The organism is Kitasatospora sp. NPDC024654, assembly GCF_055559155.1.
The window spans coordinates 223,326-249,463 of record NZ_JBVHLF010000001.1 but is presented as its reverse complement, the minus strand read 5'-3'; the positions used below and the strand labels follow the sequence as shown (position 1 = coordinate 249,463).

Genomic DNA, 26,138 nt, shown 5'->3' with positions numbered 1-26,138 from the left:
CGGCGGTGCGCCGCCCGCAGCTCAGGGAGTCCGATGCCGCCGACACCGCGCAGCGCCCACCGCGACGGCCAGGCCGTCGATCCACAGTTCCTCGCCCTGCCGCTGCGCCCGCTGGCCGCCGCCGCGCTCGACCGAGCCCGCCAACTCGGCGTCAGTCACGCCGACTTCCGACTCGAACGGGTCCGCAGCGCCTCCTGGCGACTGCGCGACGCGCGCCCGGCCGGCACCACCGACACGGTCCAACTGGGCTTCGCGGTACGGGTCCTGCTGGACGGCGCATGGGGCTTCGCGGCCGGCGTGGACCTCACCACGGACTCCGCTGCCAGGGTCGCCGAGCAGGCGGTCGCGGTGGCCCGGCTCTCCGCCGAGGTCAGCCGCGCGGCCGGCGGCGGCGACCGGGTCGAGCTGGCCGACGAGCCGGTGTACCCCGACGTGACCTGGGTCTCCGCGTACGAGATCAACCCCTTCGACGTCCCGGACGCCGAGAAGACCGCGCTGCTGGCCGACTGGAGCAGCCGGCTGCTGGCCGCCGAGGGCGTCTCGCACGTCGAGGCCTCCCTGCTGACCGTGCAGGAGAACAAGTTCTACGCGGACACCGCGGGCACCGTCACCACCCAGCAGCGGATCCGGCTGCACCCGGACCTGGAGGCCACCTCGGTCGACGAGCGGACCGGCGCCTTCGAGTCGATGCGCACCGTCGCGCCGCCGGCCGGCCGGGGCTGGGAGTACCTGCGGGGCACCGGCTGGGACTGGGCGGGCGAACTGGCCCGGCTGCCCGAGTACCTGGCCGAGAAGGTCAAGGCCCCCAGCGTCGAGGCCGGCGTCTACGACCTGGTGATCGACCCGACCAACCTCTGGCTGACGATCCACGAGTCGATCGGCCACGCCACCGAGCTGGACCGCGCGCTCGGCTACGAGGCCGCCTACGCCGGCACCTCGTTCGCCACCTTCGACCGACTCGGCACGCTGCGCTACGGGTCCGAGCTGATGCACGTGACCGGCGACCGCACCGCCGAGCACGGCCTGGCCACCACCGGTTACGACGACGAGGGCGTCGCCACCCAGTCCTGGGACCTGGTCACCGACGGCATCCTGACCGGCTACCAACTGGACCGCCGGATGGCCAGGCTGAAGGGTCTGGGCCGCTCCAACGGGTGCGCCTACGCCGACTCCCCCACGCACGTCCCGGTGCAGCGGATGGCCAACGTCTCGCTCCAGCCGGCCCCGGACGGCCCGGCCACCGAGGAGCTCTTCGCCGGAGTGGACAACGGCCTCTACATCGTCGGGGACCGTTCGTGGTCGATCGACATGCAGAGGTACAACTTCCAGTTCACCGGCCAACGCGCCTACGCCATCCGCGACGGCCGACTGGCCGGCCAGGTCAAGGACTTCGCCTACCAGGCGACCACCACCGACTTCTGGGGCTCGATGACCGCGGTCGGCGGCCCGCAGACCTATCTGCTCGGCGGCGCGTTCAACTGCGGCAAGGCGCAGCCGGGTCAGGTCGCGGCGGTCAGCCACGGCTGCCCGGCCGCGCTGTTCCAGGGGATCAAGGTGCTCAACACGCAGCAGGAGGCGGGTCGTTGATGTCCGACACCGGAACCGGCGGGAACGCCCCACACGAACTCGTCGAGCGCGCACTGGAGTTGTCCCGGGCGGACGGCTGCGTGGTGCTCGTCGACGAGGAGACCACCGCCAACCTGCGCTGGGCGGCCCCCGACCAGAGGCCGGGGGCCGCGCTGACCACGAACGGCGCCACCCGGGGCCGCCGGCTCACCGTGATCGCCGTGGTGGACGGCGCCGAGGGCGCCGCCTCCGGCGTGGTGGCCCGCGAGGCGGTCACCGCGGCCGACCTGGCGGAGCTGGTCCGGGCCGCCGAGGCCGCCGCCCGCGCGGCCGGCCCGGCCGAGGACGCCCAGCCGCTGGTCCAGGGCGGCCGGCCGTCCGCCGACTTCGCCGCGCCACCGGCCGAGACCTCGATCGAGGTGTTCCGCGACCTCGCCCCCGAGTTGGGCGCCGCCTTCGCCAAGGCCCGGTCGGCCGGCGAGGCGCTGTACGGCTTCGTCCGGCACGAGCTGGTCTCCACCTACCTCGGCAGCTCCACCGGCCTGCGGCTGCGGCACGACCAGCCGACCGGCATGATCGAGCTCAACGCCAAGAGCGACGGCGGCTCGGCCTGGGCCGGCGCGGCCACCCGCGACTTCCGCGACATCGACCTGGGCGAGCTGGGCGACCGGCTGAGCGAGCGACTGCGCTGGGGCCGGCGCCGGATCGAACTGCCCGCCGGTCGCTACGAGACGCTGCTGCCGCCCACCGCGGTGGCCGACCTGATGGTCAGCCTGAGCTGGTCGATGGGCGCGCGGGACGCCGCCGAGGGCCGGACCGCGTTCAGCCGGCCGGGCGGGGCGACCAAGCTGGGCGAGCGGCTCTCCCGCCTGCCGCTGACCCTCCGCTCGGACCCCAGCGCCCCCGGGCTGGGCACCGCGCCCTTCGTGCTGGCCCACTCCTCCGGCGCCGACCTGTCGGTCTTCGACAACGGCCTGCCGGTGACGGCCACCGACTGGATCCGGGACGGCGAGCTGACCAACCTGGTGAGCACCCGGCACTCGGCCGGCCTGACCGGCCTGCCGGTCCGTCCGATCGCCGACAACCTGCTGCTGGAGACCGCCGACCAGACCGCCGCGCCCACCCTGGAGGAGATGGTCGCCCGCACCGAGCGCGGGCTGCTGCTCACCTGCCTCTGGTACATCCGTGAGGTGGATCCGGCCACCATGCTGCTCACCGGCCTGACCCGGGACGGCGTCTACCTGGTCGAGGACGGCCAGGTGGTCGGTGAGGTCAACAACTTCCGCTTCAACGAGTCCCCGCTCGACCTGCTGAGCCGGATCACCGAGGTCGGCCGGACCGAGCGCTGCCTGCCCCGCGAGTGGAGCGACTGGTTCACCCGAGCCGCGATGCCGCCGGTCCGCGTCCCGGACTTCAACATGAGCTCGGTCAGCCAGGCGTCCTGAGGAGAGGTCCGCGGAGTGGACGAGAAGCGCACGGTCAAGACCTCGAAGCTGCTCTCCCGGGTGCTGCGGCACGACCCGGGGGCGGTGGGCATCACGCTGGACGAGGCCGGCTGGGTCGAGGTGGACACCCTGCTCACCGCCTTCGCCCGGCGCGGCACCCGGCTGACCCGCGAGCAGCTGGACCACGTGGTGGCGACGAACGACAAGCAACGCTTCGGCTACTCCGCGGACGGCCGGCGGATCCGCGCCAACCAGGGCCACTCGATCGAGGTTGACCTGGGGTTGGCCGCCGCCGAGCCGCCGGCGGTGCTGTACCACGGCACCGCGCAGGGCTCGCTCGCGGCGATCTTCCACGAGGGCCTGCGACCGATGGGCCGTCAGGACGTCCACCTGTCGGCCGATCCGGGGACCGCGCTCCGGGTCGGCGCCCGGCACGGCCGGCCGGTGGTGCTGCGGGTGGACGCCGCCGCGCTGGCCGCGGCCGGCCACCGGTTCCGGGTCAGCGCGAACGGTGTCTGGCTCACCGACCGGGTCCCGCCGGCCTTTCTGACCCGGGACCGAGGCGGGTCGGCCGGTACCCGGTCTCGTTTGCCGGAGTTGTCCGGCGTACCGTGGGGGAACCGGGCGGAATCGGTGTCGCGCGGGTGGTTGTCGAAGGCGGCGGGTGACGAGTGAGCAGAAACACGGACGGCGGCCGGGTGTTCCGGATCACCGGGGCTCGGACCAGCCTGACCGAGGACGTGCGGGGGCGACAGCGCCGCTACGTCATCTCGATGCTGATCCGCACGGCCTGCGTGCTGCTCGCGGTGGTGCTGTGGAACGTGCAACGGTACGTGGCCTTCGGCGCGCTGGCCGCCGGCGTACTGCTGCCGTACTTCGCGGTGATCATCGCCAACGCGGGCCGGGAGAAGGCCCCGGGCCTGCCGAGCACCTTCGACGTGCCGGCCGACACCCCGCTGATGCTCGGCCCGGGTGGCACCGGGGGCGGCGGGCGGGTGGACAGTCCCGCGAGACCCGAGGGTCACTCCAGCGCAAGTTGACTCTCCGTACTCGGGGGAGTGGCGAGACCGGCTCGAGTTTCACTGGAATTAGCGTCCGTTTGTCCACTTCTGTTGACATTTACTGGGCCGAAACCTCAAGCGATCCTCAAATAAATCTTGGCAGGCCTAGCCAAGCCCCCATGCCTTCGTGACATACTGCGTACGCGCTCCGCATCCCCCGTCGGAGCGACGGACCGACGCCGGGCGGCTCCCCCCGTGGCTGCCCGGCGTCGTCATGTCCGCGACGGGATCGTCCACGGTCGGCTCGTCCGCGGCGGAAACCGGGGTGAGAGACTGACGATCATGAGCATCGACTTCTTCGGCAGCGCGGCGGACGGCCCGGCCGGACCCCCCAAGTGCTCGGCCAAGGGCTGCCGGAACGCCGCCGCCTGGGTGCTGGCCTGGAACAACCCCAAGCTGCACGCCCCCGAGCGCCGCAAGACCTGGCTGGCCTGCGAGGAGCACCGCGAGTCGCTCTCGCAGTTCCTCGGCGTCCGGGGCTTCCTCAAGGAGGTCGTCGCGCTGGCCGACTGGACCGACCCCGAGCAGAGCTGAGGTCTCCTCGGCGTCAGCCGCCGATCGCCGACATCGGGCGCTCGGGCTGGAGGAACTCCGGGTTGTCTATCCCCGCCCCCGCCTTCTTGCCCCACATCGCCGCCCGCCAGAGCGCACCCAGCTCGGCGTCCGAGGCGCCCGCCCGCAGCGCGCCGCGCAGGTCCGTCTCCTCCCGCGCGAAGAGGCAGTTGCGGACCTGACCGTCGGCGGTCAGCCGGGTGCGGTCGCAGTCCCGGCAGAACGGCCGGGTCACCGAGGCGATCACGCCGACCCGCTGCGGACCGCCGTCGACCAGCCAGCGCTCGGCCGGCGCCGCGCCGCGCGCCGCCGCGGGCTCGGGGGTCAGCGTGAACCGGGCGGAGAGCCGCTCCAGGATCTCCTCGGCGGTGATCATCCCCGAGCGGGTCCAGCCGTGCTGGGCGTCCAGCGGCATCTGCTCGATGAAGCGCAGCTCGTACCCGTGATCCAGGCTCCAGGCGAGCAGGTCGGCGGCCTCGTGGTCGTTGAGCCCGCGCATCAGCACGGCGTTGAGCTTCACCGGGGTCAGCCCGGCGGCCTCGGCGGCGGCCAGGCCGGCCAGCACGTCGGGCAGCCTGCGGCGCCGGCTCAGTCTGAAGAAGGTCTCCGGGTCCAGGGTGTCCAGCGAGACGTTGACCCGGTCCAGCCCGGCCTCCCGCAGCGCGTGGGCCGTCCTGGCCAGCCCGATGCCGTTGGTGGTGATCGACAGCTCGGGGCGCGGCTCCAGCTCGGCGCAGGCCCGCACGATGCCCACCACCCCGGGCCGCAGCAACGGCTCACCGCCGGTGAAGCGCACCTCGCGCACGCCCAGGTCACGCACCGCCAGACCGACCAGCCGGACGATCTCCTCGTCGGTCAGCAGGTTGGCCTTGCCCAGCCACTGCATCCCCTCCTCCGGCATGCAGTAGGTACAGCGCAGGTTGCACCGGTCGGTGAGGGAGACCCGCAGGTCAACCGCCCGACGACCGAAGGTGTCGAGAAGCACGGTGCGCACCCCCCTTCCGGAGTCGGCGTGGCCCGGTCCGCCGGTGCGACGGGCCGGGCCAGCTTATCCGGAGCGTCGGACGGCGCCCGTGGGCCGTCCGACCGATGGGATCTGGTGGGCTCCGGCCCGGTGCGGGATCGGACTTCCAGTTCAGCGTACTTCTCCCGATCGGCGGCCCCGGCCGAGGGCACCGGATCGCGATCGGCCGGCGACCCACCGTACTCGAACACCTCCGGCCCCGCCGGCACGCGGAACGCCCGGGCGGAACCGGCCGAGGCCGTCACCGGGCACGCCCCCCGGACGGGCCGACCGGACGACACCACCAACGAGCCCTGTCCCCTCGTATTCTGACGGTCGATCAGAAGGCGATCCGGACCTTCAGCGCCGTGCGGTCGTCCATCGCGCGGTAGCCGTCCGGAACGCCGTCCAGGTCGACCGTGCGGTCGAAGACCAGGCCGGGGTCGATGGTCCCGTTGAGCACGTCGGCGAGCAGCTCGGGGATGTAGGCGCGGGCCGGGGCGACGCCGCCGCCGAGCGAGATGTTCCGGCCGAACATCTGGCCGATGTCCACGCCCGCGCTGCCACCGTGCGGCACCCCCACGTAGCCGACCCCGCCGCCGTCCCGGGTGATCGAGATCGCGGTGCGCATCGACTCCTCGGTGCCCACCGCCTCCAGCACGGCGTGCGCGCCCTGCCCGCCGGTCAGCTCGCGGACCGCCTCGATCGCCGCCTCGCCGCGCTCGGCCACCACGTCGGTGGCGCCGAACTTGCGGGCCAGGTCGGTGCGGGCCTGGTGGCGGCCGAGGGCGATGATCCGGCCGGCGCCCAGCCGGCGGGCCGCCAGCACACCGCACAGGCCGACCGCGCCGTCGCCGACCACCGCGACCGTGCCACCCTGCCGGACCCCGGCGGACACCGCCGCGTGGTGGCCGGTGGCCATCACGTCGGAGAGCGCGAGCAGGTGGGGCAGCAGGGCCTGGTCGGTCGCCGCGTCCTTCGGCAGCCGGACCAGCGTGCCGTCCGCGAACGGCACCCGGACCGCCTCGCCCTGGCCGCCGTCCGAGCCGACGCTGCCCCAGAACCCGCCGTGCGGGCAGGAGGTCTGCAGGCCCTCGCGACAGAAGTCACAGACGCCGTCCGACCAGACGAACGGCGCGACCACGAAGTCGCCCGGCTTGACGTCGGAGACCTCGGAGCCGACCGCCTCGACGAAGCCCAGGAACTCGTGGCCGATCCGCTGGCCGGGCTCGCGCTCGGCGACGCCGCGGTAGGCCCACAGGTCGCTGCCACAGATGCAGGCGTTGGCCACCCGGACCACGGCGTCGGTGGGCTGCTGGATCACGGGGTCGGGGACCTCCTCGATCCGGATGTTATTGGGGCCGTGGATCACGGTGGCGCGCATGGCGGATGCCTCTCACGGAGAGCTCGGGATTGAACGGAACTGAATACTCCGCCCATATGACCACCCCGCTAGCCACTCTATTCCCGTCCAGTCCCACCCGACGCTTGTGCGGGCTCGCCTGCCCGCCCGCTCCCAGGCCGCACGGCGGCCCCCGCGCCGACCCTTAAGCTGGTGCACCATGCATCCGCTCCAGCCCTCGCTCGGCCCGATCCCCCCGCAGCGCACCGGTGCACCCGAAACCCCCACGGGTTACGCGGTGGTCGACGTCGAGACCACCGGACTGGGCCGCACCGACCGGGTCATCTCGGCCGGTGTCTACCGGCTGGACGCCCAGGGCGAGGTGCTCGACCACTGGTACACCCTGGTCAACCCGCTGCGCGACCCCGGCCCGGTCTGGATCCACGGCCTCACCAGCGCGATGCTGGCCGACGCGCCCACCTTCCCGGAGATCGCCGACGAGCTGAGCACCCGGCTGACCGGCCGGGTGATGGTGGCCCACAACGCGCTCTTCGACTGGAACATGATCTCCCGTGAGTACTCCCGCGCCGGGCTGCGGGCACCGGTGGACCAGCGGCTCTGCACCATGGTGCTCTCTCGGGACCTCGGGCTGCCGCTGCCCAACGGCAAGCTCTCCACCCTCGCCGAGTACTTCGGGGTCCGCCAGCGCAACGCGCACAACGCCCTGGACGACGCGCGGGTGCTGGCCGAGGCGTTCCGTCCCAGCCTGCAACTGGCGCTCAGCGGCGGTATCCCGCTCCCGCTGACCAACTGCGTCGCGGTGACCGACCTGGGCGAGGACACCCCCGGCGGCGGTGGCCAGTCCCCGGCGCGCGGCTCCTGGAGCTCCTCCGCGTCCTCCTCCTACCGGCCCAGCCGCAAGCGCCCGCCGTGCCCCCACCCCAACCCCGGCCGCTGGCGGCCGGGCGGTCCGCTGGTCCAGGGCATGCGGGTGGCCATCACCGGCGACACCGCGACCGACCGTGAACTGCTGGAGGACCGCGCGATCGCCGCCGGGCTGCACATCGCCTCCTCGGTGAGCCGGCTCACCAGCCTGCTGGTCACCAACGAGCCCGGCAGCTGGAGCGGCAAGGCCCGCAAGGCCCGCGAGGTCGGCACCCCGGTGATCGGCGAGGACGCCTTCCTGCAACTCCTCGCCGACGTCGCCCCCCACCCGGGAAGCTAGCGACTCCACCTCCCGCCGGGCGTGCGCGTCGTGCCAGCCGGCCCTGAGCTCCCCCCTCCCGCCTCCTACGGCAGGATTGCGCCCATGGATCTCGGACTTCAGGACAGGGTTTACGTGGTCACCGGGGGAACCCGGGGGCTGGGCTTCGCCGCGGCCCGCGAGCTGGTGGCCGACGGCGCGCGGGTACTGCTGACCGGCCGCGAGCCCGCGGCGGTGGACGCCGCCGTCGAGGCCCTCAGCACCCGCGACGGCAACGGCGCGGTAGCGGGTCTGGTCGCCGACAACGCCGCCCCGCAGACCGCCGAGCGGCTGGTCACCACCGCCGTCGAGCGCTTCGGCCGGCTGGACGGTGTGCTGATCAGCGTCGGTGGGCCCGCCGCCGGCCCGGTGTTCTCGGCCACCGACGAGGCCTGGCGGACCGCCTTCGAATCCGTCTTCCTGGGCGCGCTGCGGATCGCCCGGACGGCGGCCGGGACGCTCGGTGCGGGCGGGGTGATCGGCTTCGTGCTCTCCACCTCGGTCTACGAGCCGATCAACGGGCTCGGCATCTCCAACGGCCTGCGCCCGGGCCTGGCGATGGCCGCCAAGTCACTCGCCAACGAACTCGGCCCGCGCGGCATCCGGGTGCTCGGCCTGCTGCCCGCCCGGATCGACACCGACCGGGTGCGCGAGCTGGATGCCATGAGCAGCGACCCGGCCGCCGCCCGCGAGAGCGCCACCGCGGGCATCCCGCTGGGTCGCTACGGGACCCCGGAGGAGTTCGGCAAGGTGGCCGCCTTCGCGCTCTCCCCGGCCGCCTCCTACCTCACCGGCCTGATGCTCCCGGTCGACGGCGGTGCCCTGCACGCCCTGTAGCGCCTCCCCCGCGCCAGCGGGGACGCCCGAGCCCCGCGCGCCACCCGCGCCCAACCACCAGAACCGCTCGGATGGCCGGCCCCGGCTTCGCCGCCCTTCCGGCCCGGCGAAGCCGGGAGCCGGGGCCGCACGACACACCCCGCCCCCGCGCAGGCCCCGCGGCGACTCCCCACCCCTCACACCACCCGTGGCCGCTCCTCCCCGCACGGCTGCCCCTCCGGCACGGCCGGCGGGTGCGCGACGCGGATCCGCAGGTCCAACGCCGGGTCCGGCAGCCCGTCCAGCGCGGCGGCGCCCCGCGCCAGCGGCCCCGTCCGGAACGCCCGCACCGCAGCGTGCGGATCCGCGCCCGGCGCCAGCAGCAGGACCGCCCGCCACCGCAGCCCCGGCGCGCGCCCCAGCAACCGGACCCGGGCCGCCGTCACTTCGGGCAGCGCCACCGCCGACGCCTCCATCGCACCGGTCAGTGCCGTGCCGCGCAGCCGCAGGGTGAGCCCCGGCGTGTCCGGCGTGGGCAGCGTCAGCTCGGCCGGCCCGGGGCGGAGCAGTCGAGCGAGCAGCCGGGCCGACGCACCCAGCGCACCGAGCGTGACCAGTGCGAGCCCGCCGATCACGGCCGGCCACCACCACTCCCGATCCCGCCAGCGGGTCCGCGCGGCCCGGCTCAGCGCCGCCTGGTCGGGCGAGGTCCACGGCCAGTGGGCGGGCGGCGCGAGCCGCCAGTGCCGGTAGAGGTCGAGCCCACCGGCCAGCACCAGCAGCCCGGCGAGCAGCAGGACCAGCCCGACCAGGCCGAGCAGCACGCGGTTGACGGCGGATCGGCTCATCGGACGCCCGCCCGGCCCCGGCGGCGCCGCGCCGGACGTCCCCGGACGGTGAGCCGCGGCGGCCGGACCAACCCGATCCGGGCCAGCTCCTCCCCGAGCTCCCGGCGCGCCCCGGCCAGGTCGGCGCTCCCCCGCACGGTCACCCGGGCGCGCCGCCGCCCCACCCGGGCCCGGGCCGCGGCGACCATGGTCAGTTCCAGCGCCCGCGCCTCCAGCAGCGCCGCCACCCCGGCCCGCTCGATCACCACCCCGGGCTCCCGCGCCAACGCGAGCCACCGACCGTTCCCGCGCCGGACGGCCAGCGCGAAGAGCCCGCCGCCGAGCAGCACCACGAACCCGGCCGTGCCGAGCACCCACGGTGAGTCCAGCCGCCGGGCGGCCAGCTCGCGGGCCAGCCAACCGCGCCACGCCTCGGCCCGCCCGCCGGCCCGCACCACCGCCACGTCGTACAGCAGCGTCCCCGCGGCCACCAGTACGACCAGCGCCACCAGCGCAGCCGTCCGCTCGCGCGCCGCCCTGGGCACCCGCGGCACGCGCCCGGTGCCGGTCACGCCCCGCCCCCGTCCGTCGCCAGGTGCAGCCGCTCGACCACCACGAGCACCTCGCCGATCGGAATCCCGGTCAGCGCCGCCACCCGTTCGGCCACCGCGCCCCGGACCGCCGCCGCCCACCCCACCAGGTCGTCCGGGAACGGCAGGTCCACCCCCACCCGCACCCGGGCCACCCCGTCCACCACCACGACCGTGGCCCGCGGCGCCTTCCCGGCTCCGACCCCGGCCACCGCCAGCGCCTCCCGCGCCGCCTGCCCGGCGATCCGCCCGAGCACCCGGTCGGCGATCCGCAACCGCCCACGCTGCGCGGGCGGAGCGGACCACCCCGTCGCCGCGGCCATCAGCGGCGCCGGTCGCGGCGGCGCAGCAGGTCCCCGAGGTCGCCCAGACGGACGTCCGCCTCGAGCAGCCACCCGACCGCGAAGCCGATCGCACCGAGCACGGCCACCAGCAGGAAGGCGGCGAACCCGCCGAAGTAGCCGGCGAAGCCCAGGGCCATGCCGGCCAGCATGCCGACGGGGGCGAGATTCATCGTGGTCTCCGTGCGGGTGCGGGGGCCGGCGGGGACTACTGGACGCGGGCGCGGCGCTCGGTGGGGGGCTGCTCGTCCTCGTCGTCGTCCTGCTCGTAGGGCAGGTGCACGTCGTCGACCGCGATGTTCACCTCGACGACCTCCAGACCGGTCATCCGCTCCACCGCGCCGATGATGTTGCGGCGGACGACGGCGGCCACCTCGGGGATGACCACGCCGTACTCGACGACCAGCGCGATGTCGATCGCCGCCTGCTTCTCCCCGACCTCGGCCTTGACCCCCCGGGAGACGCCGGGGCGGCCGCCGGGGCCCCGGTCCCGCACCACGCCGAAGGTCCGGGCCAGCCCGGAGCCCAGCGCGTGGATCCCGCTCACCTCGCGGGCGGCCATGCCGGCGATCTTCTCCACCACACCGTCGGCCAGCACCGTGCGGCCGGGTCCCCCGGTGGCCGGGCCGGTGTGCGCGGCCGCGTGCTTGTCGAGGTCGGACGGCTTGGGGGTGTCGGGCATGAGGGTGCCTCCTCGGTCAGCAAGGTCCAGCTATACCGCAGTCTGCACTAACTGTGACATTCCGCCACGAAGCCCGCCCGTGGAGCACGACGACCCCAACGCCGCGGGCCCGGCTCCCACCGGAGCCGGGCCCGCGAGTGCGCTCTCGGTCAGTCCCCGATGCCCGCCAGGTCGCGCAGCCGGCGGGCCTGGGCGGCCCGCTCGGCCGTCCGCTGCTCGTCGTAGGTGCGGTCGCCGGCACCCCGCAGCAGCGCCTTGGTCTCGATCACCGCGTTGCGCGGCGCGGCGAGCAGCGCGGCGGCGAGGTCCCGGGCGGCGGCGTCGAGCTCGCCGTTCGGCACCGCGAGGTTGGCCAGCCCACTGGCGACCGCCTCGGCGGCGCCGACCCAGCGGCCGGTGGCGCAGATCTCCAGCGCCCGGCCGTAACCGACCAGATCGGTCAGCGGCTTGGTGCCGGCCAGGTCGGGGACCAGGCCGAGCGAGGTCTCGCGCATCGAGAACTGGGCGTCCTCGGCACAGATCCGCAGGTCACAGGCGAGGGCCAACTGGAAGCCGGCGCCCACCGCGTGCCCCTGGACCGCGGCGATGGTGATCACGTCCGGCCGGCGCCACCAGGTGAAGGCCTCCTGGAAGGTGGCGATCGCCGCGTCCAGCTCGTCGTCCGCACTGGCGGCCAGCGCGGCGAAGCCCAGCTCGCCGGGGATCCCCTCGGGGTTGAACATGGCCCGGTCCAGGCCGGCCGAGAAGGAGACCCCTTCGGCCCGGAGCAGCACCACCCGCACGGTGCCGGGCAGCTCGCGGCCGACCGCGGCGAGCGCCCGCCACATGGCGGGGGTCTGGGCGTTGCGGCGGTTCGGGTGACAGAGCGTCACCGTGGCGAGTTCACCCTCGACCTCCAGCCGGACGCCGACCTCCTCCCAGGAGTCGGGAGGGAGGGGGGTGGAGACGGGCGCGGTCATGGGCACCTCCGGCGATCGTCCGGGCAGGCCCCAGTGCGCTGCCCACGGCTTCTACCGGAGAGTAACTTATTGCCCGGCGGCTGAGAACCGACCCCGCCTGGACATGACGATCGGCGGCCGGACGGATACCTGGACCGGTCGCCGATGCGCCTGAAGCTGCCGATGGACCCCCGGGACCTGATGGTGCCGCTCAACCCGCCGACCGGGGGTCTGCCCGTCGGCTCGGTCCCGAGTGGATCTGACGAACCGTCAGGAACCGGCTGCCGCAGCAGCCTTGGCCTTGCCACGCGTAGCGCCACCGCGGCCCCGGAGGTTCACCCCGGACTCGCTCAGCATGCGGTGCACGAAGCCGTACGAGCGGCCGGTCTCCTCCGCCAGCGCGCGAATGCTCGCCCCGGAGTCGTACTTCTTCTTCAACTCGGCCGCGAGCTTCTCACGCGCGGCACCAGTCACCCGGCTGCCCTTTTTCAGAGTCTCGGCCACCCGTGCCTCCTCGTAGCTGTGCTCGGTCAGATTCCCATGATCACCCATCCCCAGCGTCCTGGCCACCCATTCGACAAGGTCCGTCGCAGGAATCCGGCGGCAATCGGAGGAATCCCGAGCGCAGCAGAGCGCTCACCCTGGGTGTGCGCGCCCCCGGGAAAATCCGCCCGCCGGGACGAAAGAGCTGATCAGCAGGGTCGGGCGGGTCACCGGATGAGGACGGTGCGGCCTAAAACGGAATCCCTGACCCCCGCATTCCCGGACACGCCGGGAAGATGAGAATTCCTCGGCCGGATGCAGGAGCGCGTGTCTACGACAAACGAGCGCCCGTGACCGGCGAGCGGTCACGGGCGGCGGGAAGCGGAGGGAGGACCCGCCCCGGCGGTCGACTCAGGCCAGCGAGACCAGGTCGTGGTAGGCCGGGCTCCACAGGTCCTCGACACCGTCCGGCAGCAGGATGATCCGCTCCGGCTGGAGCGCGTCCACCGCGCCCTCGTCGTGGGTGACCAGCACCACCGCGCCGGTGAAGGAGCGCAGCGCGCCGAGGATCTCCTCGCGGCTGGCCGGGTCGAGGTTGTTGGTGGGCTCGTCGAGCAGCAGCACGTTGGCGCTGGAGACCACCAGTGAGGCCAGCGCCAGTCGGGTCTTCTCCCCGCCGGAGAGCACGCCGGCCGGCTTGTCCACGTCGTCGCCGGAGAACAGGAACGAGCCGAGGATCTTGCGGATCTGCACCAGGTCGGTGTCCGGCGCCGAGGACCGCATGTTCTCCAGCACGGTCCGCTCGGGGTCGAGCGTCTCGTGCTCCTGGGCGTAGTAGCCGATCTTCAGGCCGTGGCCCGGGATGACCTCGCCGGTGTCCGGCTGCTCGACGCCGGCCAGCATCCGCAGCAGGGTGGTCTTGCCGGCGCCGTTGAGGCCGAGCACGACCACCCGCGAGCCGCGGTCGATCGCCAGGTCGACGCCCGCGAAGATCTCCAGCGAGCCGTAGGACTTGGACAGGTCGCTGGCGGTCAGCGGGGTCTTGCCGCACGGCGCCGGGTCGGGGAAGCGCAGCTTGGCGACCTTGTCGGAGGCACGGACCTGCTCCAGGCCGGAGAGCAGCTTCTCGGCCCGGCGGGCCATGTTCTGCGCGGCGACCGTCTTGGTCGCCTTGGCACGCATCTTGTCGGCCTGCGCGTTGAGGGTGGCGGCCTTCTTCTCGGCGTTGGCCCGCTCGCGCTTGCGGCGCTTCTCGTCGTCCTCGCGCTGCTGCTGGTACTGCTTCCAGCCCATGTTGTAGATGTCGATGCAGGAGCGGTTGGCGTCCAGGTAGAAGACCTTGTTGACGACCGTCTCGACCAGTTCGACGTCGTGCGAGATGACGATGAAGCCGCCCTTGTAGGTCTTCAGGAAGTCCCGCAGCCAGGCGATCGAGTCGGCGTCGAGGTGGTTGGTGGGCTCGTCGAGCAGCAGCACGTCGGAGTCCGAGAAGAGGATCCGGGCCAGCTCGACGCGGCGCCGCTGACCGCCGGAGAGGGTGTGCAGCTGCTGGCCGAGGATCCGGTCCGGCAGGCCGAGCGCGGCGGCGATGGTGGCGGCCTCGGCCTCGGCGGCGTACCCGCCCTTGGTGAGGAACTCGGTCTCCAGGCGGGCGTACTTCTTCATCGCGTTGTCGCGGGTGGCGCCCTTGCCGTTGGCCATCCGGTCCTCGTTCTCGCGCATCTTCTTCAGCACGAGGTCGAGGCCGCGGGCGGAGAGGATCCGGTCGCGGGCCAGCACGTCCAGGTCGCCGGTGCGCGGGTCCTGCGGCAGGTAGCCGATCTCGCCGGAACGGGTGACCGTGCCGGCCGCCGGCAGGCCGTCACCGGCCAGGACCTTGGTCAACGTGGTCTTGCCCGCGCCGTTGCGGCCGACCAGGCCGATCCGGTCGCCCGGGGCGACCCGGAAGCTGGCGGACTCGATGAGGATGCGGGCGCCGGCGCGCAGTTCGAGGGCGTTGGCCGAAATCATGGCTGGAAAGGGCTCCTGGGGCTGGCGGCCCGGGCCGCGCCGGTGGGCGGGGCGATGCGGGCACGGGGGTGCGGCGGGGGTCTGGGGCGTACTGGACGGCGTGACGGCGCACACCGGCCGGGCCCGAGGGGCGCGGACCGGGAGCTCGCCAGCAGGCGCCGCTAATGCCCGGGGAGAACAGCCATGCGGGTCAGTCTACCGGGCCGCCCGAGCGGACCCGGAAGGATTTCTCCGGTCGCCCACCGCCGCCACCCGTCGCCCACCGCCGCCGCGGACGATCAGCGCCCGGCACCCCCGGCCGCGGGCGCCGCGGCACCGGCCGGGCAGCCGCCGTCCGGCGGCAGCGCGGCGAACGGCTCGTTCGGGCTGCCGCACGGCGTCACGTCGATGCCCTGCTCGGTGTCGAAGATCCGGCTGCCCACCAGCGGACCGTCGTCGAGCAGCACCTGGTGCCCGTTCACCCGGCTCAGCTTCACCTGCGGCCCGGCCGCCAGCAGCCAGCCGTGGCCGTCGAGCTCGGAGCCGGAGACCCCGCCGGGCAGCGGGCGGCCGGTCGAGGTGGTGCCGGTGCAGGTGCGCGGCACGAGCACCGCGTTGTCGGTCGCGACGCTGCGCAGCGGGTCGAACTGGCAGCCCGACATCGGGCGGGCGTTGAACCGCAGGTCACCGTCGCGGTCGCGGAAGCCCATGGTCAGGTCGGGGGTGAGCACCTCGACCCAGGGCTCGGGCAGCGTGGCGGTGCGCACGGCGGCGGCGGCCCGCTGCTGTTCCAGCCGGGTGCGCTGGGCGTCGGTGAGCTGGCCGGTGCCGCTCTCGTCGCTGCCGTGCTGCAGCCAGTCGGCCAGCCCGGGGACGGCCCGGTGCCAGCGCACCGAGTGGTCGCTCATCTGGACCGAGGTGACCATGCCGTCGTCCCAGACCACGATGGCGCTGCCCCCCAGCACCGACACGTTCAGCGCGGTGGCGCCGTCCCGCCGGTAGGACCAGAGCAGCTCGCCCGTGGTGGGGTCGTAGGCCTCCAGGCCCGGGCCGACCCGCAGGTCGGGCTGGGCGGTGCCGACCGCCTCCGCGCCCACCGGGCTGGCCTGCGCGTTACCCGGCACGGAGACCTGGTCGCCGAACGGAACCGGGCGGTTGGCGTGGGCGGCGGCACCCGCGCCGAGCACCAGCAGCACGGCCAGGGCGGGCAGGGCCGACCGGGGGGTCAGAGTTCGAAACGGCTTCCAGGACACCTCGGGAGGGTACCTGGCCTACGCTCGGCCGTCAGCACAGCGGGGCCGCCCGTCCAGCTCATGGGCGGATAACCAGACAATCGGCGGGGGCGCCGCGACCGAAAATCATTCCGCAGGCGAACAACTCTTGTCGCATTCGGCCAGCCCTACGACAAATGTCCCCTTTGGAGTGACATTCGGCTTTTCTGACGTCCGGCAGGCCGTACTGTCAGCCCTGCAGGCGTCCGTGTCCGGGTCCGCCTCGTGAAGCCCCGAGGGAAGCCCGAGGAGAGAGACATGCGAATCGGCCGCCTGGCGCTGGCCGCCTCCGCGCTACTTCTACTCACCACCGCCGGCGCCGCCGGCCTCGGCTCCCAGCCCACCGCCGACCGGGTCCCGGCCACTTCCTCGGGCTCCTCGGCCTTATCGGGCCCATCGGGTTCCTCGGAGGGCGTCACCTCCCCCGACGGCATCGCCCACCCGCGCGGGGCCGCCCCGCGCCCGCCGGCCCGGCTGGCCCCGCACGAGGCGCCGTTCGGCGCCTTCGTCGGTTCCTGGGACACCTACATCCCGCAGATCGCCGAGCTCGCGACCTGGCTGAACGGCGCCAACCTCCAGGTCGGCCACACCTATCTGGCCGGGAACACCTGGAACGACGTCGAGGGCGACACCAGGGTGCTCGCCCTCTGGTCGCAGTGGCGACTCACCGACCCCACCCGGACCCTGGTGCTCAACGTGCCGATGCTGGTGCCCAACGAGGCGAACCTGCCGGACGACCAGGTCGCCCGGCTGCTCCAGCAGGGCGCCCGCGGCGACTTCGACCAGCACTTCCTCAAGCTGGGCCGGAAGCTGGTCGCGCTCGGCGGCGGCGACACGGTGATCGTGCTCGGCTGGGAGATGAACGGCGTCACCTACACCTCGCGCTGCAAGCCCGACCCGGCCGCCTGGAAGGCCTACTGGCGGCGGGTCGTCGACGTGCTGCGCTCGGTGCCCGGGCAGCGGTTCCGCTTCGACTTCACCCCCAACCGCGGCCTGGACGCGATCGCCTGGACCAGGTGCTACCCGGGCGACGACGTGGTCGACATCATCGGGACGGACAGTTACGACCAGCCAGCCGGTGCCACCTTCGACGACTACGTGCGCGAGCCGTACGGCCTGCGGGACCAGGTCGAGTTCGCGGCCCGGCGCGGCAAGCAGGTCTCCTACCCCGAGTGGGGGCTGTTCCGGAACGGCGACAACCCGGAGTTCGTGCGCCGGATGGTCGACTGGATGCGCACCCACGACACCGCCTACCAGACCGTCACCGACTACTGCCCGCACGGCTTCTGGGAGTGCCGCAGCAACCCGCGCAGCAGCGCGGTGTTCCGCGCGCTGATGGCGGGCTCCAGGGGCGTCGCGGCGGCCACCACGCCGCCGCCCTGCCCGGGGAGCTCGCAGGTCCTGCGCCCCGTCCGGCCGGACGGCGGGGCCGGCTGCGCGGTGCCCCGGCCGCCCGCCGTGCCGACCGCCCCACCGGTGCCGGGAGACCAGACCGGCCCCACGGCGAACGCGGTGCCGGTCCGGCCGCCCCGCCCTTCCCGGCCCGACCGGCCGGGCGGGCCGCCCGTCCCGCCGGCACCGCCCGCACCGCCCGCGCCGCCCGAACTGTCGCTCGGAGCGGACGGCGTACCGCTCAGGCCCGACGGCCGCTGAACCACCGGCGGCGGTCCAGCAGTCCGCGCACCCGACGCGCCGGCCCGCGCAGCCGCGGCGCGGCGGCGGCCCGCAGCCGCGCCAGGGTCAGCCGGAGGGTGAGTGCCGGCGCGAACCGGCGCGGCCCGAGCAGCAGCCGGTGGTTGTGCCCGCGCAGCGGGCGCCAGCGCTCCTTGTACGGCTCCTCACCGCGCAGCAGGCTTATCTCCGGGATGCCGGCCCGCACGGTGTCCGCCAGCGAGGTGCCGAAGAGCAGCCCCGCGATGTCCAGCCGATCGCGCAGCCCCGGGTCCGTGCCGTAGAGGTAGAGCCCGGCGAAGGACGGGCAGCGCAGCAGCAGGTTGACCGCGACCAGCTCGCCGTCCAGGTGGTAGCGGTAGAGCACGGCGTCGCCGCGCGCCGCCAGGCCCGCGGTGGACTCGGTGAGGTGCGCGGCGAACCGGGCGCTGACGTGCTCCGGGGTGACCCGGCGGGACTCCCACTGCCGGGCGTGCAGCCACAGCAGGTCGGCCACCGTCGCCGGGACCTCCTCGAGCGTCGCCCGCCGCGCCACCACGCCGAGCTGCGCCAGCTTGCGCTGCTTGGCCCGGCTGCGCTGCGCGGTGCGGCCCGGCAGCCGGTCCAGCAGCTCTTCCATCGGCACGGCGGGCAGGTGCTGGCAGAGCGAGTCGAGCAGCTGGTGCCGGCGGCCCCGCCAGTGCGCGTACACGAGATGGGCGCCCGAGCCGGGGCGCACCTCGCGCAGGTCGAGCGCGTGCCAGGGCCGGCGCAGCGGCAGCGCCTCGGCCAGCCGGGCCGCGGCCTCGGCGGCGCAGGAGTCGTCGACCAGCGCCTCGGTGAAGTCGGCCAGCTCGCCGCCGAGCGCGGTCAGTCCGCCCAGCCGGCCGCGCCGCAACGCGAGCCCGCCGACCAGCCGGCCGTCCCGGCGGACCAGGACCAGCCGCAGCGTGCCGGGGCGCCCGTAGTGGTGCCACCAGGAGCGCTGCCAGGCGGCGGCCTGGAACGGGGTGGCGGTGCGGCAGCGGGCGGCGAGCGCGTCCCACTCGGCGGCCAGCTCGGTCAACGCCTGGTCGTCGCGGCGGATCTCGCTGGTCCAGCGGGGGGCGGCCGGCACGGTGCCGACCGGGGCCGGAGCCGGGTGGGTGGTGGTCACCGGGGGCTCCCGGCCGCCGCGGGCTGCTCGACGGGCTTCGCGGTCTCGGTGGCGGCCCGCTCGACGGCTGGTCGCTCGGCGGACGGTTGCTCGGCGGCGGGCGCCGGACCCGGCAGCGGCACGTCCTGCCCTGGCTCGCTTCGCCGCTTCGACCGGGCCATCATCGCCAGCGCCCCGACCAGCACGCCCGCCGCCCCGCCGACCGCGACGTCCAGCGTGGGGCTCGGCGTGCTCGGTTGGTCCGGCTCGGCGGCGGCGGCCAGCGGGACCAGGCTGACCCCGGTCTGCTTGCTGCTCGCGTTGGCGAACGTCACCAGCGCCCTGGCCACCGCGTCGGCCGACCGGACCGCGTCCTGCGGGTGCCGGCCGGTGCCGTCGATCTCGATCACCGGCGCGTCCGGCGAGGTGGTGCCGCGCACCAGGTTCGCCAACTCGGTGCCGCTGCGCCCGGCCGCGGCCGCCGCGAGGTCCAGGACCTGCGGCTGCCCGGCCAACCGGCCGTACGCCTGGGCGAAGTTGACCGCGACCCCGGCCTCACCGGAGTTCTGCGGCACCACCACCACGTAGGAGTTGGCGGAGTAGGCCGGCGGCGCGAGCACGCCGTATCCGGCCCCGGCCACCACGCCGAACGGCACGGCGACCGCGACCGGCCACCAGCGACGGGCCAACGAGCGTGCGTGGTTGCGCAGTTCGGACATCTCAGGACTCCCTCGGTCCGGCCGGAACGGGCCGTGCGCCGCGCCCCAACCGCTGGTACAGGTCGGCCAGTTCGGCGGCCGTACGGGCAATGTCGTAGTGGGCCACAGCCGGTGGCTGCGACTGCTCCGGGCTGCGCCGGGGTACCGGGGCGGCCAGCGTGGCCAGGTACGAGGCGGGGTCGGAGGGCACCTTGCGGGCGCCGGGCGCGGCCTCGGCCGGCAGCTCGTCCAGCGCCGGGCAGGCGCTGTGGCGGACCGGCAGGCCGGCCGCCAACCCCTCCAGCACGGCCAGCCCGAAGGTCTCCTCCACCGAGGGCGCCGCCAGCACGTCCATCGCGGTCAACAGGTCGCGCACGTCGTCCCGTTCACCGGTGCAGAGCAGCCGGTCGGCGACCCCGAGCCGCCGGGCCCGCGCCTCCAGGGCGGCCCGCTCGGGCCCCTCCCCCACCAGCAGCAGCCGCGGATCGCGCTCGGGCGGGAGCCCGGCCAGCGCCTCGACCAGCACCGAGAATCGCTTGCCCGGCACCAGCCGCCCCACCGCGCCGACCACATAGGCTCGTTGGGGCAGTCCGAGCCCGCTTCGCACGGTCTGCCGGACGGCGGCCCGGGAGGCGGTGGGCAGTGCGTAGTGCGCGGCGTCGATGCCGTTCGGCAGCACCCGCACCCGTCGCGCCGGCACGCCCCAGTCGGCGAGCGTGGCGGCGACCTGCCCGGAGACCGCGATGGTGGTCGACCCGAGCCGTTCCGCCGCCAGGTAGAGCGCCCTGACCCCGGCGGTGACCGGGCGGCCCTCGATGGTCCCGGCGTGCAGCGAGTGCTCGGTGGCCACCACCGCACCGACCCCGGCCAGCCGGGCCGCCAACCGGCCGTACAGCATGGCCCGGTAGAGGTGGGTGTGCACCACGTCGTAACCGCCGCGCCGGATCAGCCCGGTGAGCCGGGGCAGCACGGCGAGGTCACGGTTGCCGCGCATCGCCAGGTCGTACACGGTGAAACCCTCGGCGCGCAGCGCGGTGGCGACCGTGCCGGGGTTGGTCAGGGTGGCCACTTCGCAGTGGTGCCGCGGAAGGTGGCGAAGGGTCAGCAGGAGTTGGCGCTCCGCGCCGCCGGCCGCCAGGCCGGTGATGACGTGCAGCACCTTCACCGCGCCACCCCCCGGCCGCCGCGGCGCAGTTCGGCCACCACGTCACGCAGCCCCTGCCGGTGTCGCTTGGCCCGCAGCCGCCAGGCACCGTCCCGGTCACCCACGTAGCAGCGCGGCAGCGCGTACCGGCCGGCCAGCGGGCTGTGCCCGATCGCCACCGCGTAGTCGTAGCCGGCCTCCTCGACGGCCCGCGCGGCCGGCTCGTCCACCGCGCCGTACGGGTAGCAGAAGCCACCCACCCGGCCGCCCACCAGCTCCTCCAACACCAGGCGGCTCTCCCGTACTTCGCGCCGCAACTGCTGGGACGGGATGCCCCGCAGCGACCGGTGGCTCAGTCCGTGCGAGCCGATCTCCCAACCGGCGCCCACCAGTTCGTGTACCTGCTGGACGCTGAGCAGCTGCTTGCGCGGCCCTTCGGCGTCCCAGCCGTTCTCCCCGCCGAGCCGGTCGGTCACCAGGTACGCGGTGGCCGTGAAGCCGTAGGCGCGCAGCACCGGAACGACATGTCCGGCCACGTCCGCGTAGCCGTCGTCGAAGGTCAGGCCGACCAGCCGGCCGCCCTGCCCGGCGGCCCGGGCGGCGAACAGGTCACGGATGCTGACCCCGCGCCAGCCGCGGTTCGCCAGCCAGCGCATCTGGGCGGCGAACCGCCCGGGGCTGACGGTGAGCAGGTACGGATCCTCCTCCTCGTCCGCCACCGAGTGGTACATCAGGATCCACGGTGCTCCGCGGCGGGCCTGCCCCGCGGCCTGCCGTGGCAGACCCGCCCGGTAACCGGGATCAGTGGCCATCGGACAGCGCTCCTTCTTCCGGGATGTCACGGGGACCTGGCACCCGCGCGCCGGCCCGCCGGACCAGCCGCAGCGCCGACCGGACCGGGCCGCGCAGTTCGCGGGCGCCGAACAGGGTCCCCAGGGCGACGTAGCCGAACAGCACGGCCAGCCCACCGGCGGTGATCGAGAGCACCGGCTCCGTGCTGACCTCGGCCGCGACCGTGCCGACCGCCGCCGCACCGGCCGCCGCGGCCAGCAGCCGGGCCTGGCCGCCGAGCACCTGCGGCATCCGCAGCGCGATGCCGCGCAGCGACAGCCCGCGGAGCAGCAGTACGGCGGTGGTGCTGATGCCGGCCGCGTTGCCGGCCGCCAGGCCGAGCGCGCCGTAGTCGGGCATCGCCAGCCGGCCGACGGTGATGGTGATCACCAGCCCGACCGCCATCACCGCCACCGGGTACCAGTCCAGCAGTCCGCCACCGGCGTGCTCCGGGCCCGGGTCGTCGGCCCGGCGGACGGCCGGCCGCATCGAGAAGAACGGCCGGACCATCACTCCGATCAGCGCCTGGGCCAGCAGGCCGAAGCTGTAGACCTGGATCACCTGGGCGGTGGCCCGGGTGTCCGCCGCGTCGAAGGCACCGCGCTGGAAGAGCAGCGCGACCACCGGGTGGGCGCAGGCGAACAGGAAGGCCATGCCCGCCAGGACCACCGCGGCGGCCTGGCCGAGGTCCTTCTCGACCCGGTCGCGGGCGGTCTCCAGGTCCCCGGCCGCGAGCGCCCGGGCGACCAGCGGGAAGGTCACCGTGCAGATCAGGATGGCGGTGGTCATCGCCAGCTGGGAGACCTTGGCGGCGTAGTTCAGGTGCGAGATGGTGCCGGCCGGTAGATCCGAGCCCAGATAGCGCTCGATGAAGACCTGGGACTGCCGGCTGAGCGTGAAGGCGGCCACCGGCAGCAGGGCCAGCGGGCTGAGCACCAGTCCGCGGGCCCGTACCGGGCCGACGGGCCGGGCCGGACGGCGGCCGGCCCGCAGCCGGGCGGTGAACGGTCCGACCAGTACCCCGGCCATCAGCAGGCTGCCGAAGGCCACCCCGAGCGCGGCGGCGCGCACCCCGAGCAGCGTGTGGCAGGCCGTCAGCACGGCCAGGATGCCCAGGTTGTAGGCCACGTAGATGCCGGCGGGCGCAGTGAAGCGGTGGTGCGCCCGCAGCGCGGCCCCCAGGTAGCCGGCCACCCCGAACGGCAGGATGGTGATCGCGGTGATCCGGGTGCAGGTGACGGCCAGTGTCGGGTCGGCCAGCCCGGGGGCCAGCGCGTGCACCACCTGCGGGGCCCAGAACGCGGTGGCCCCGGAGAGCGCGCAGAGCACCGCCAGCAGCCCGGGCAGGGTGGCCGCGGTCAGCTGCCCGACCGGGTCCGGACCATCCGGCCGCTCCTCACGGAGCACCAGGGCCAGGCTGAAGGCCGGGATCATCAGGAACGCCATGGCGTCCTCGATCATCAGCGGCGCGGCGGTCTCCGGCACGGTCCAGGCGACCAGGAAGGCGTCGGTGCCCTCGTCCGCGCCGAAGAACCGGGCCAGCAACAGGTCGCGGAGGAGTCCGAGCGCCGAGCCGGCGGCGCTGAGCACGGCGGTGACGCCGAAGGCCCGGGCCAGGAAGGACTCGGCGCGCGGTGCGGGCGTGGCGGCCGGGGCCGGTGATGGCGACGGGGGTGGAGGTGGGACGGTGAGGCTCTGGCTGGGGGTCATCGCGTCCCGTCCACCTGGTCCGGCAACGCCCGCCGGGCGGCGATGCCGAGGATCACCGAGGTCAGCACCGTGGTGCTGCCGCCGATGTCCGCGTACAGAAAATCCACCAGGATCCAGCAGAGCAGCCCGACGGCGGCCAGGCCGTCCGGGCCCGGGCGGCGCAGGCAACCGAGCAGCAGGGCGAGGAAGAGCCCGCCGTACGCGACGATGCCCACCAGGCCCTGTTCGCTGAGCACCAGGAAGTACATGTTGTGCGGGGAGAGCAGCGGCTCGCGCTCGAAGCCGATGGTGGCGTCGGCGGCGTCACTGCCGGAGGAGAGCCGCAGCGGGGCGTGCGAGTCGCGCAGCTGCGGGAAGCTCTTCGGGCCGGCGCCGGTGACCGGGTGGTCGGCCCAGATCGACCGGGCGGTGGCCCACAGGTCGTAGCGGTCGCTCACCGAGTGGTCCTCGTTGCCACCGGAGACCGAGCCGATGCTGCTGAGCCGCTCGGCCACCCCGCCGCCACCCGCGCCCAGGCCGCCCACCAGCACCACCACGGCGGCCAGCGCCAGCACCACGCCGCGCAGCAGCACCCGGACGTCGAACTTCAGCAGCAGCACGGTCACCGCCACCGCGGTGGCGATCCAGCTGCCCCGGCTGAAGGAGACCGCGAGCGGGACGAGCAGGAAGGCCGCGACGGCCAGCAGCGCCCCCCGCAGCCGGCGGTTCCCGCGCTCGGTGAGGGCCAGCGCCAGCGCCGCGATCAGGCCGAAACTGACCACCCCGGACATCGCCATGATGTCCAGCGCGCCGAAGGTGCCGACCGCCCGGATCGGCTCGCCGGCGTACGAGGCGCCGGTGCCGGTGAGGTACTGGTCGGTGCCGACCCCGCCCTCGACCAGCGCCGCGAGCACGAAGGCGCCGAGCACCAGCCGCAGGTCGGTGCGGTCGCGCAGCGCCGTCAGCACCGCCACCGGGACCAGCACGAAGACCTGCACCAGCCGGACGAAGCCGGTCAGGCTGGCGGACGGGTCGACGGAGGCCACCGTGGCCGCCGCGGCGGCGCAGGCCACCGCCGCGAACAGCACGGCGGTCGGGCGGCTGATCCGCACCGTCCGGCCGCGCAGCAGGTCGAGGCCGGTGAGCGCGACCAGTCCCATCGAGGCCAGGTCGGCCGGGGTGACGTGGACGGCCGCCGTCACGTCCTCCTCGCCGGTCGGCACACAGACCAGCAGGACGGTGGCGGCGGCGAGCAGGCTGGGCCGGCTGAGCAGTGCCCGCCCGGGATGGCGTAAGGCGGTGGGGAGCGGCAGCGGGAGGGCCAGGGCCACGGCGTGTCAGCTCCCGTCCGGGCGCGCCAGCAGGGCCGCGGTGCGCAGCAGGATCTTGACGTCCTGCCAGAGGCTCCAGCTCTCGATGTAGTGGTTGTCGAAGCGGGCCCGGTCCTCGATCGAGGTGTCCCCGCGCAGGCCGTTGACCTGGGCCAGGCCGGTCAGACCGACCGGGACCCGGTGCCGGTCGGCGTACTCCGGGTAGGCCTGGCTGAACCGCATCACGAAGTACGGGCGCTCCGGGCGCGGGCCGACCAGGGTCATGTCGCCGCGCAGCACGTTCCACAGCTGCGGGAGCTCGTCCAGCGAGCTGCGCCGCAACAGCCGGCCGATCGCGCCCATCCGGTGGTCCTGCGAGATGTTCCAGCGGGTCGCCGACTCGTGCTCGTTGCTGGGCCGCAGGGTGCGGAACTTGAGCACGGTGAAGGTCCTGCCGTCCAGCCCGGTGCGCTGCTGGCGGAAGAGCACGCCGGGGCCGGTGTCCCAGCGCACCGCGAGCGCGCAGAGCGCCAGCACCGGAGCGAGCAGCAGCAGGCCGAGGCCAGCGGCGGTGATGTCCAGCGCGCGCTTGACGACCCAGCCCGGGCGGCGCATCGCCGGACGGCCCAGCTCCAGGCAGGGGAAGCCCCAGAGGTGGTCGGGGCCGCGGCGGACGGCCGGCTCCAGCGAGCCGTGCTCGCGCAGCGCGGGCACCAGCCAGACCTGGCAGCCGAGTCGGGTGGCCTCGCGCAGCGTGGCGGCGGTCTCCTGCTCCTGGGCGGCGCCGGCGGTGGCGATCAGCCGGCGGACGCCGTGCCGGCGGACCTCGCGCTCCAGGACCTCGCGGCCGCCGAGCACCGGCAGCGGGGAGTCGCCGGGCAGCAGGTGCGGGTCAGGGTCCAGGTAGCCGATCGGGCGCATGCCGTACTCCGGTCGCTCGCGCAGCGCGGCCGCCACCCGCTGGCCGAGCGGTCCGGCGCCGAGCACCAGGACCGGGACCGGGCGGCACCGGCGGACCCTGCGCAGCACCCCGTACAGCACGGCCCGGCCGACGGCGGCGGTGAACAGGAAGACGGCGAGGTGGGTGAGCAGCCGCAGCGGGGTGACCGGGCCGGCCGAGGGCCAGCGGCCGGCCAGGCAGCCGGCCAGCGTGACGGCGAAGGCCAGCGCGACCGCGGCCCGGGCGAGCAGGGCGGGCAGTTCGTCGAGGGCGGAGGGGGTCATCCGGAGCCGGTAGAGGCCGCCGGCCAGGTTGAGCGGCAGCAGCAGCGGGAGCATCGCGGCCGCGCCGGCCAGTGGGTGCGCCGGGTCGGCGGCGCAGGCCGCGGCGGCGGCGCAGCCGGCGGTGGCGTCGACCACGAGCAGACCGGCCGGGACGGCGGTGCGGGAGCGCAGCCCGCGGCGACCCCGGCCGGAGGACGGCGCGTCCGGCGAGGCCGGTGGCCGGGCCGGCCGGTCGAGGAGCTCGGTCGACAGGCGCCGGCCGGCCGGTTCGGCCCGCGGCACGCTCTCGTGGTCAATGGTCATCAGCG

At 74.6% G+C, this 26,138-nt stretch carries 25 protein-coding genes and 1 pseudogene; 8 read left to right on the top strand and 18 right to left on the bottom strand.

Translation table 11 applies throughout. The features are described from left to right. The first annotated feature begins 33 nt into the window (after window positions 1–33). The 5 genes and pseudogenes from ACZ38L_RS01105 to ACZ38L_RS01085 all read left to right on the top strand — a co-directional run bounded on the left by ACZ38L_RS01105 (window position 34) and on the right by ACZ38L_RS01085 (window position 4,606). Window positions 34–1,587, top strand: coding sequence for a TldD/PmbA family protein (locus ACZ38L_RS01105; protein WP_465687970.1), 1,554 nt, complete (start codon window positions 34–36; stop codon window positions 1,585–1,587). Beyond that, entirely contained in the window at window positions 1,587–3,011 is a 1,425-nt protein-coding gene (locus ACZ38L_RS01100; RefSeq protein WP_465687968.1) for a metallopeptidase TldD-related protein, read from the top strand. The genes ACZ38L_RS01105 and ACZ38L_RS01100 overlap by 1 nt, the downstream gene beginning before the upstream one ends. A 15-nt stretch (window positions 3,012–3,026) precedes the next feature. After that, window positions 3,027–3,560, top strand: a pseudogene (locus ACZ38L_RS01095) (RNA 2'-phosphotransferase); the annotation flags it as partial. 122 nt (window positions 3,561–3,682) lie between these two features. Continuing rightward, window positions 3,683–4,051, top strand: coding sequence for a DUF3099 domain-containing protein (locus ACZ38L_RS01090; RefSeq protein ID WP_396560359.1), 369 nt, complete (start codon window positions 3,683–3,685; stop codon window positions 4,049–4,051). Window positions 4,052–4,354: 303 nt separating this feature from the next. Then, the gene (locus tag ACZ38L_RS01085; RefSeq protein ID WP_465687965.1) at window positions 4,355–4,606 is read left to right on the top strand and encodes a hypothetical protein; all 252 of its coding nucleotides are present in this window, start codon (window positions 4,355–4,357) and stop codon (window positions 4,604–4,606) included. A 13-nt stretch (window positions 4,607–4,619) separates the two neighbouring features. Here the strand turns inward: ACZ38L_RS01085 and moaA are convergent, their stop codons facing one another. Both moaA and ACZ38L_RS01075 read right to left on the bottom strand, forming a co-directional pair. Further along, complete coding sequence (gene moaA, locus ACZ38L_RS01080; protein WP_465688025.1) at window positions 4,620–5,609, bottom strand: GTP 3',8-cyclase MoaA; 990 nt, start codon at window positions 5,607–5,609, stop codon at window positions 4,620–4,622. A gap of 358 nt (window positions 5,610–5,967) precedes the next feature. Continuing rightward, complete coding sequence (locus ACZ38L_RS01075; RefSeq protein ID WP_465687963.1) at window positions 5,968–7,011, bottom strand: zinc-dependent alcohol dehydrogenase family protein; 1,044 nt, start codon at window positions 7,009–7,011, stop codon at window positions 5,968–5,970. A gap of 178 nt (window positions 7,012–7,189) precedes the next feature. On the opposite strand from ACZ38L_RS01075, the gene ACZ38L_RS01070 reads away from it, so the two are divergent. Then, window positions 7,190–8,194 (top strand): DEDDh family exonuclease, encoded by a 1,005-nt coding sequence (locus ACZ38L_RS01070; protein ID WP_465687961.1) that lies wholly within the window; start codon window positions 7,190–7,192, stop codon window positions 8,192–8,194. An 84-nt stretch (window positions 8,195–8,278) separates the two neighbouring features. After that, the gene (locus tag ACZ38L_RS01065; RefSeq protein ID WP_465687959.1) at window positions 8,279–9,049 is read left to right on the top strand and encodes an SDR family oxidoreductase; all 771 of its coding nucleotides are present in this window, start codon (window positions 8,279–8,281) and stop codon (window positions 9,047–9,049) included. A 176-nt stretch (window positions 9,050–9,225) separates the two neighbouring features. Here the strand turns inward: ACZ38L_RS01065 and ACZ38L_RS01060 are convergent, their stop codons facing one another. The 9 genes from ACZ38L_RS01060 to ACZ38L_RS01020 form a co-directional block, all read right to left on the bottom strand. Continuing rightward, window positions 9,226–9,876 (bottom strand): alkaline shock response membrane anchor protein AmaP, encoded by a 651-nt coding sequence (locus tag ACZ38L_RS01060; RefSeq protein WP_465687957.1) that lies wholly within the window; start codon window positions 9,874–9,876, stop codon window positions 9,226–9,228. After that, on the bottom strand, window positions 9,873–10,427 hold the full coding sequence (locus tag ACZ38L_RS01055) for a DUF6286 domain-containing protein (protein WP_465687955.1): 555 nt from the start codon (window positions 10,425–10,427) through the stop codon (window positions 9,873–9,875). The genes ACZ38L_RS01060 and ACZ38L_RS01055 overlap by 4 nt, the downstream gene beginning before the upstream one ends. Next, entirely contained in the window at window positions 10,424–10,720 is a 297-nt protein-coding gene (locus ACZ38L_RS01050; RefSeq protein WP_465687953.1) for a hypothetical protein, read from the bottom strand. Before ACZ38L_RS01050 ends, ACZ38L_RS01055 begins: the two co-directional genes overlap by 4 nt. Before the next feature lie 47 nt (window positions 10,721–10,767). Then, entirely contained in the window at window positions 10,768–10,959 is a 192-nt protein-coding gene (locus tag ACZ38L_RS01045) for a hypothetical protein (RefSeq protein WP_465687951.1), read from the bottom strand. A 35-nt stretch (window positions 10,960–10,994) separates the two neighbouring features. After that, window positions 10,995–11,468, bottom strand: coding sequence for an Asp23/Gls24 family envelope stress response protein (locus ACZ38L_RS01040; RefSeq protein ID WP_465687949.1), 474 nt, complete (start codon window positions 11,466–11,468; stop codon window positions 10,995–10,997). Window positions 11,469–11,617: 149 nt separating this feature from the next. Continuing rightward, the gene (locus tag ACZ38L_RS01035) at window positions 11,618–12,427 is read right to left on the bottom strand and encodes an enoyl-CoA hydratase/isomerase family protein (protein WP_465687947.1); all 810 of its coding nucleotides are present in this window, start codon (window positions 12,425–12,427) and stop codon (window positions 11,618–11,620) included. Window positions 12,428–12,676: 249 nt separating this feature from the next. Further along, the gene (locus ACZ38L_RS01030) at window positions 12,677–12,910 is read right to left on the bottom strand and encodes a helix-turn-helix domain-containing protein (RefSeq protein ID WP_035843861.1); all 234 of its coding nucleotides are present in this window, start codon (window positions 12,908–12,910) and stop codon (window positions 12,677–12,679) included. 390 nt (window positions 12,911–13,300) lie between these two features. Next, a complete protein-coding gene (locus tag ACZ38L_RS01025; RefSeq protein WP_465687945.1) occupies window positions 13,301–14,899 on the bottom strand; it encodes an ABC-F family ATP-binding cassette domain-containing protein in 1,599 nt (532 codons plus the stop codon). A 278-nt stretch (window positions 14,900–15,177) separates the two neighbouring features. Then, window positions 15,178–16,131: a hypothetical protein gene (locus tag ACZ38L_RS01020; protein ID WP_465687943.1), complete on the bottom strand. Its 954-nt coding sequence runs from the start codon at window positions 16,129–16,131 to the stop codon at window positions 15,178–15,180. A 276-nt stretch (window positions 16,132–16,407) separates the two neighbouring features. Between ACZ38L_RS01020 and ACZ38L_RS01015 the strand changes: the two genes are divergently transcribed. Further along, window positions 16,408–17,802: a glycoside hydrolase family 26 protein gene (locus ACZ38L_RS01015; RefSeq protein WP_465687941.1), complete on the top strand. Its 1,395-nt coding sequence runs from the start codon at window positions 16,408–16,410 to the stop codon at window positions 17,800–17,802. On the opposite strand, the gene ACZ38L_RS01010 is transcribed toward ACZ38L_RS01015, so the two are convergent. From ACZ38L_RS01010 to ACZ38L_RS00980, 7 genes are read right to left on the bottom strand one after another with little or no spacing between them, the layout of a single operon-like run. Continuing rightward, entirely contained in the window at window positions 17,783–18,955 is a 1,173-nt protein-coding gene (locus ACZ38L_RS01010) for a GNAT family N-acetyltransferase (protein ID WP_465687939.1), read from the bottom strand. The genes ACZ38L_RS01015 and ACZ38L_RS01010 overlap by 20 nt on opposite strands. Further along, the gene (locus ACZ38L_RS01005) at window positions 18,952–19,653 is read right to left on the bottom strand and encodes a YveK family protein (protein ID WP_465687938.1); all 702 of its coding nucleotides are present in this window, start codon (window positions 19,651–19,653) and stop codon (window positions 18,952–18,954) included. Before ACZ38L_RS01005 ends, ACZ38L_RS01010 begins: the two co-directional genes overlap by 4 nt. Window position 19,654: 1 nt before the next feature. Next, complete coding sequence (locus tag ACZ38L_RS01000) at window positions 19,655–20,797, bottom strand: glycosyltransferase (protein ID WP_465687936.1); 1,143 nt, start codon at window positions 20,795–20,797, stop codon at window positions 19,655–19,657. Continuing rightward, window positions 20,794–21,588 carry a polysaccharide deacetylase family protein gene (locus ACZ38L_RS00995; protein WP_465687934.1) on the bottom strand — a complete coding sequence of 265 codons (795 nt, stop codon included), beginning with the start codon at window positions 21,586–21,588 and terminating at the stop codon, window positions 20,794–20,796. Before ACZ38L_RS00995 ends, ACZ38L_RS01000 begins: the two co-directional genes overlap by 4 nt. Continuing rightward, window positions 21,578–23,317 (bottom strand): lipid II flippase MurJ, encoded by a 1,740-nt coding sequence (locus ACZ38L_RS00990; protein WP_465687932.1) that lies wholly within the window; start codon window positions 23,315–23,317, stop codon window positions 21,578–21,580. The genes ACZ38L_RS00995 and ACZ38L_RS00990 overlap by 11 nt, the downstream gene beginning before the upstream one ends. Continuing rightward, entirely contained in the window at window positions 23,314–24,627 is a 1,314-nt protein-coding gene (locus ACZ38L_RS00985; RefSeq protein ID WP_465687930.1) for an O-antigen ligase family protein, read from the bottom strand. The genes ACZ38L_RS00990 and ACZ38L_RS00985 overlap by 4 nt, the downstream gene beginning before the upstream one ends. A 6-nt stretch (window positions 24,628–24,633) precedes the next feature. Then, window positions 24,634–26,133: an exopolysaccharide biosynthesis polyprenyl glycosylphosphotransferase gene (locus ACZ38L_RS00980; RefSeq protein WP_465687928.1), complete on the bottom strand. Its 1,500-nt coding sequence runs from the start codon at window positions 26,131–26,133 to the stop codon at window positions 24,634–24,636. Window positions 26,134–26,138: the final 5 nt, after the last annotated feature.

Bases quoted from the DNA above. Each gene is read 5' to 3' on its own strand.
- ACZ38L_RS00995 (WP_465687934.1), bottom strand. From the start codon at position 21,588: ATGGCCACTGATCCCGGTTACCGGGCGGGTCTGCCACGGCAGGCCGCG.
- ACZ38L_RS01035 (WP_465687947.1), bottom strand. From the start codon at position 12,427: ATGACCGCGCCCGTCTCCACCCCCCTCCCTCCCGACTCCTGGGAGGAG.
- ACZ38L_RS01060 (WP_465687957.1), bottom strand. From the start codon at position 9,876: ATGAGCCGATCCGCCGTCAACCGCGTGCTGCTCGGCCTGGTCGGGCTG.
- ACZ38L_RS01015 (WP_465687941.1), top strand. From the start codon at position 16,408: ATGCGAATCGGCCGCCTGGCGCTGGCCGCCTCCGCGCTACTTCTACTC.
- ACZ38L_RS01085 (WP_465687965.1), top strand. From the start codon at position 4,355: ATGAGCATCGACTTCTTCGGCAGCGCGGCGGACGGCCCGGCCGGACCC.
- ACZ38L_RS01100 (WP_465687968.1), top strand. From the start codon at position 1,587: ATGTCCGACACCGGAACCGGCGGGAACGCCCCACACGAACTCGTCGAG.
- ACZ38L_RS01040 (WP_465687949.1), bottom strand. From the start codon at position 11,468: ATGCCCGACACCCCCAAGCCGTCCGACCTCGACAAGCACGCGGCCGCG.
- ACZ38L_RS00980 (WP_465687928.1), bottom strand. From the start codon at position 26,133: ATGACCATTGACCACGAGAGCGTGCCGCGGGCCGAACCGGCCGGCCGG.
- ACZ38L_RS01045 (WP_465687951.1), bottom strand. From the start codon at position 10,959: ATGAATCTCGCCCCCGTCGGCATGCTGGCCGGCATGGCCCTGGGCTTC.
- ACZ38L_RS01065 (WP_465687959.1), top strand. From the start codon at position 8,279: ATGGATCTCGGACTTCAGGACAGGGTTTACGTGGTCACCGGGGGAACC.
- ACZ38L_RS00990 (WP_465687932.1), bottom strand. From the start codon at position 23,317: ATGACCCCCAGCCAGAGCCTCACCGTCCCACCTCCACCCCCGTCGCCA.
- ACZ38L_RS01075 (WP_465687963.1), bottom strand. From the start codon at position 7,011: ATGCGCGCCACCGTGATCCACGGCCCCAATAACATCCGGATCGAGGAG.
- ACZ38L_RS01005 (WP_465687938.1), bottom strand. From the start codon at position 19,653: ATGTCCGAACTGCGCAACCACGCACGCTCGTTGGCCCGTCGCTGGTGG.
- ACZ38L_RS01105 (WP_465687970.1), top strand. From the start codon at position 34: ATGCCGCCGACACCGCGCAGCGCCCACCGCGACGGCCAGGCCGTCGAT.
- ACZ38L_RS01025 (WP_465687945.1), bottom strand. From the start codon at position 14,899: ATGATTTCGGCCAACGCCCTCGAACTGCGCGCCGGCGCCCGCATCCTC.
- ACZ38L_RS01070 (WP_465687961.1), top strand. From the start codon at position 7,190: ATGCATCCGCTCCAGCCCTCGCTCGGCCCGATCCCCCCGCAGCGCACC.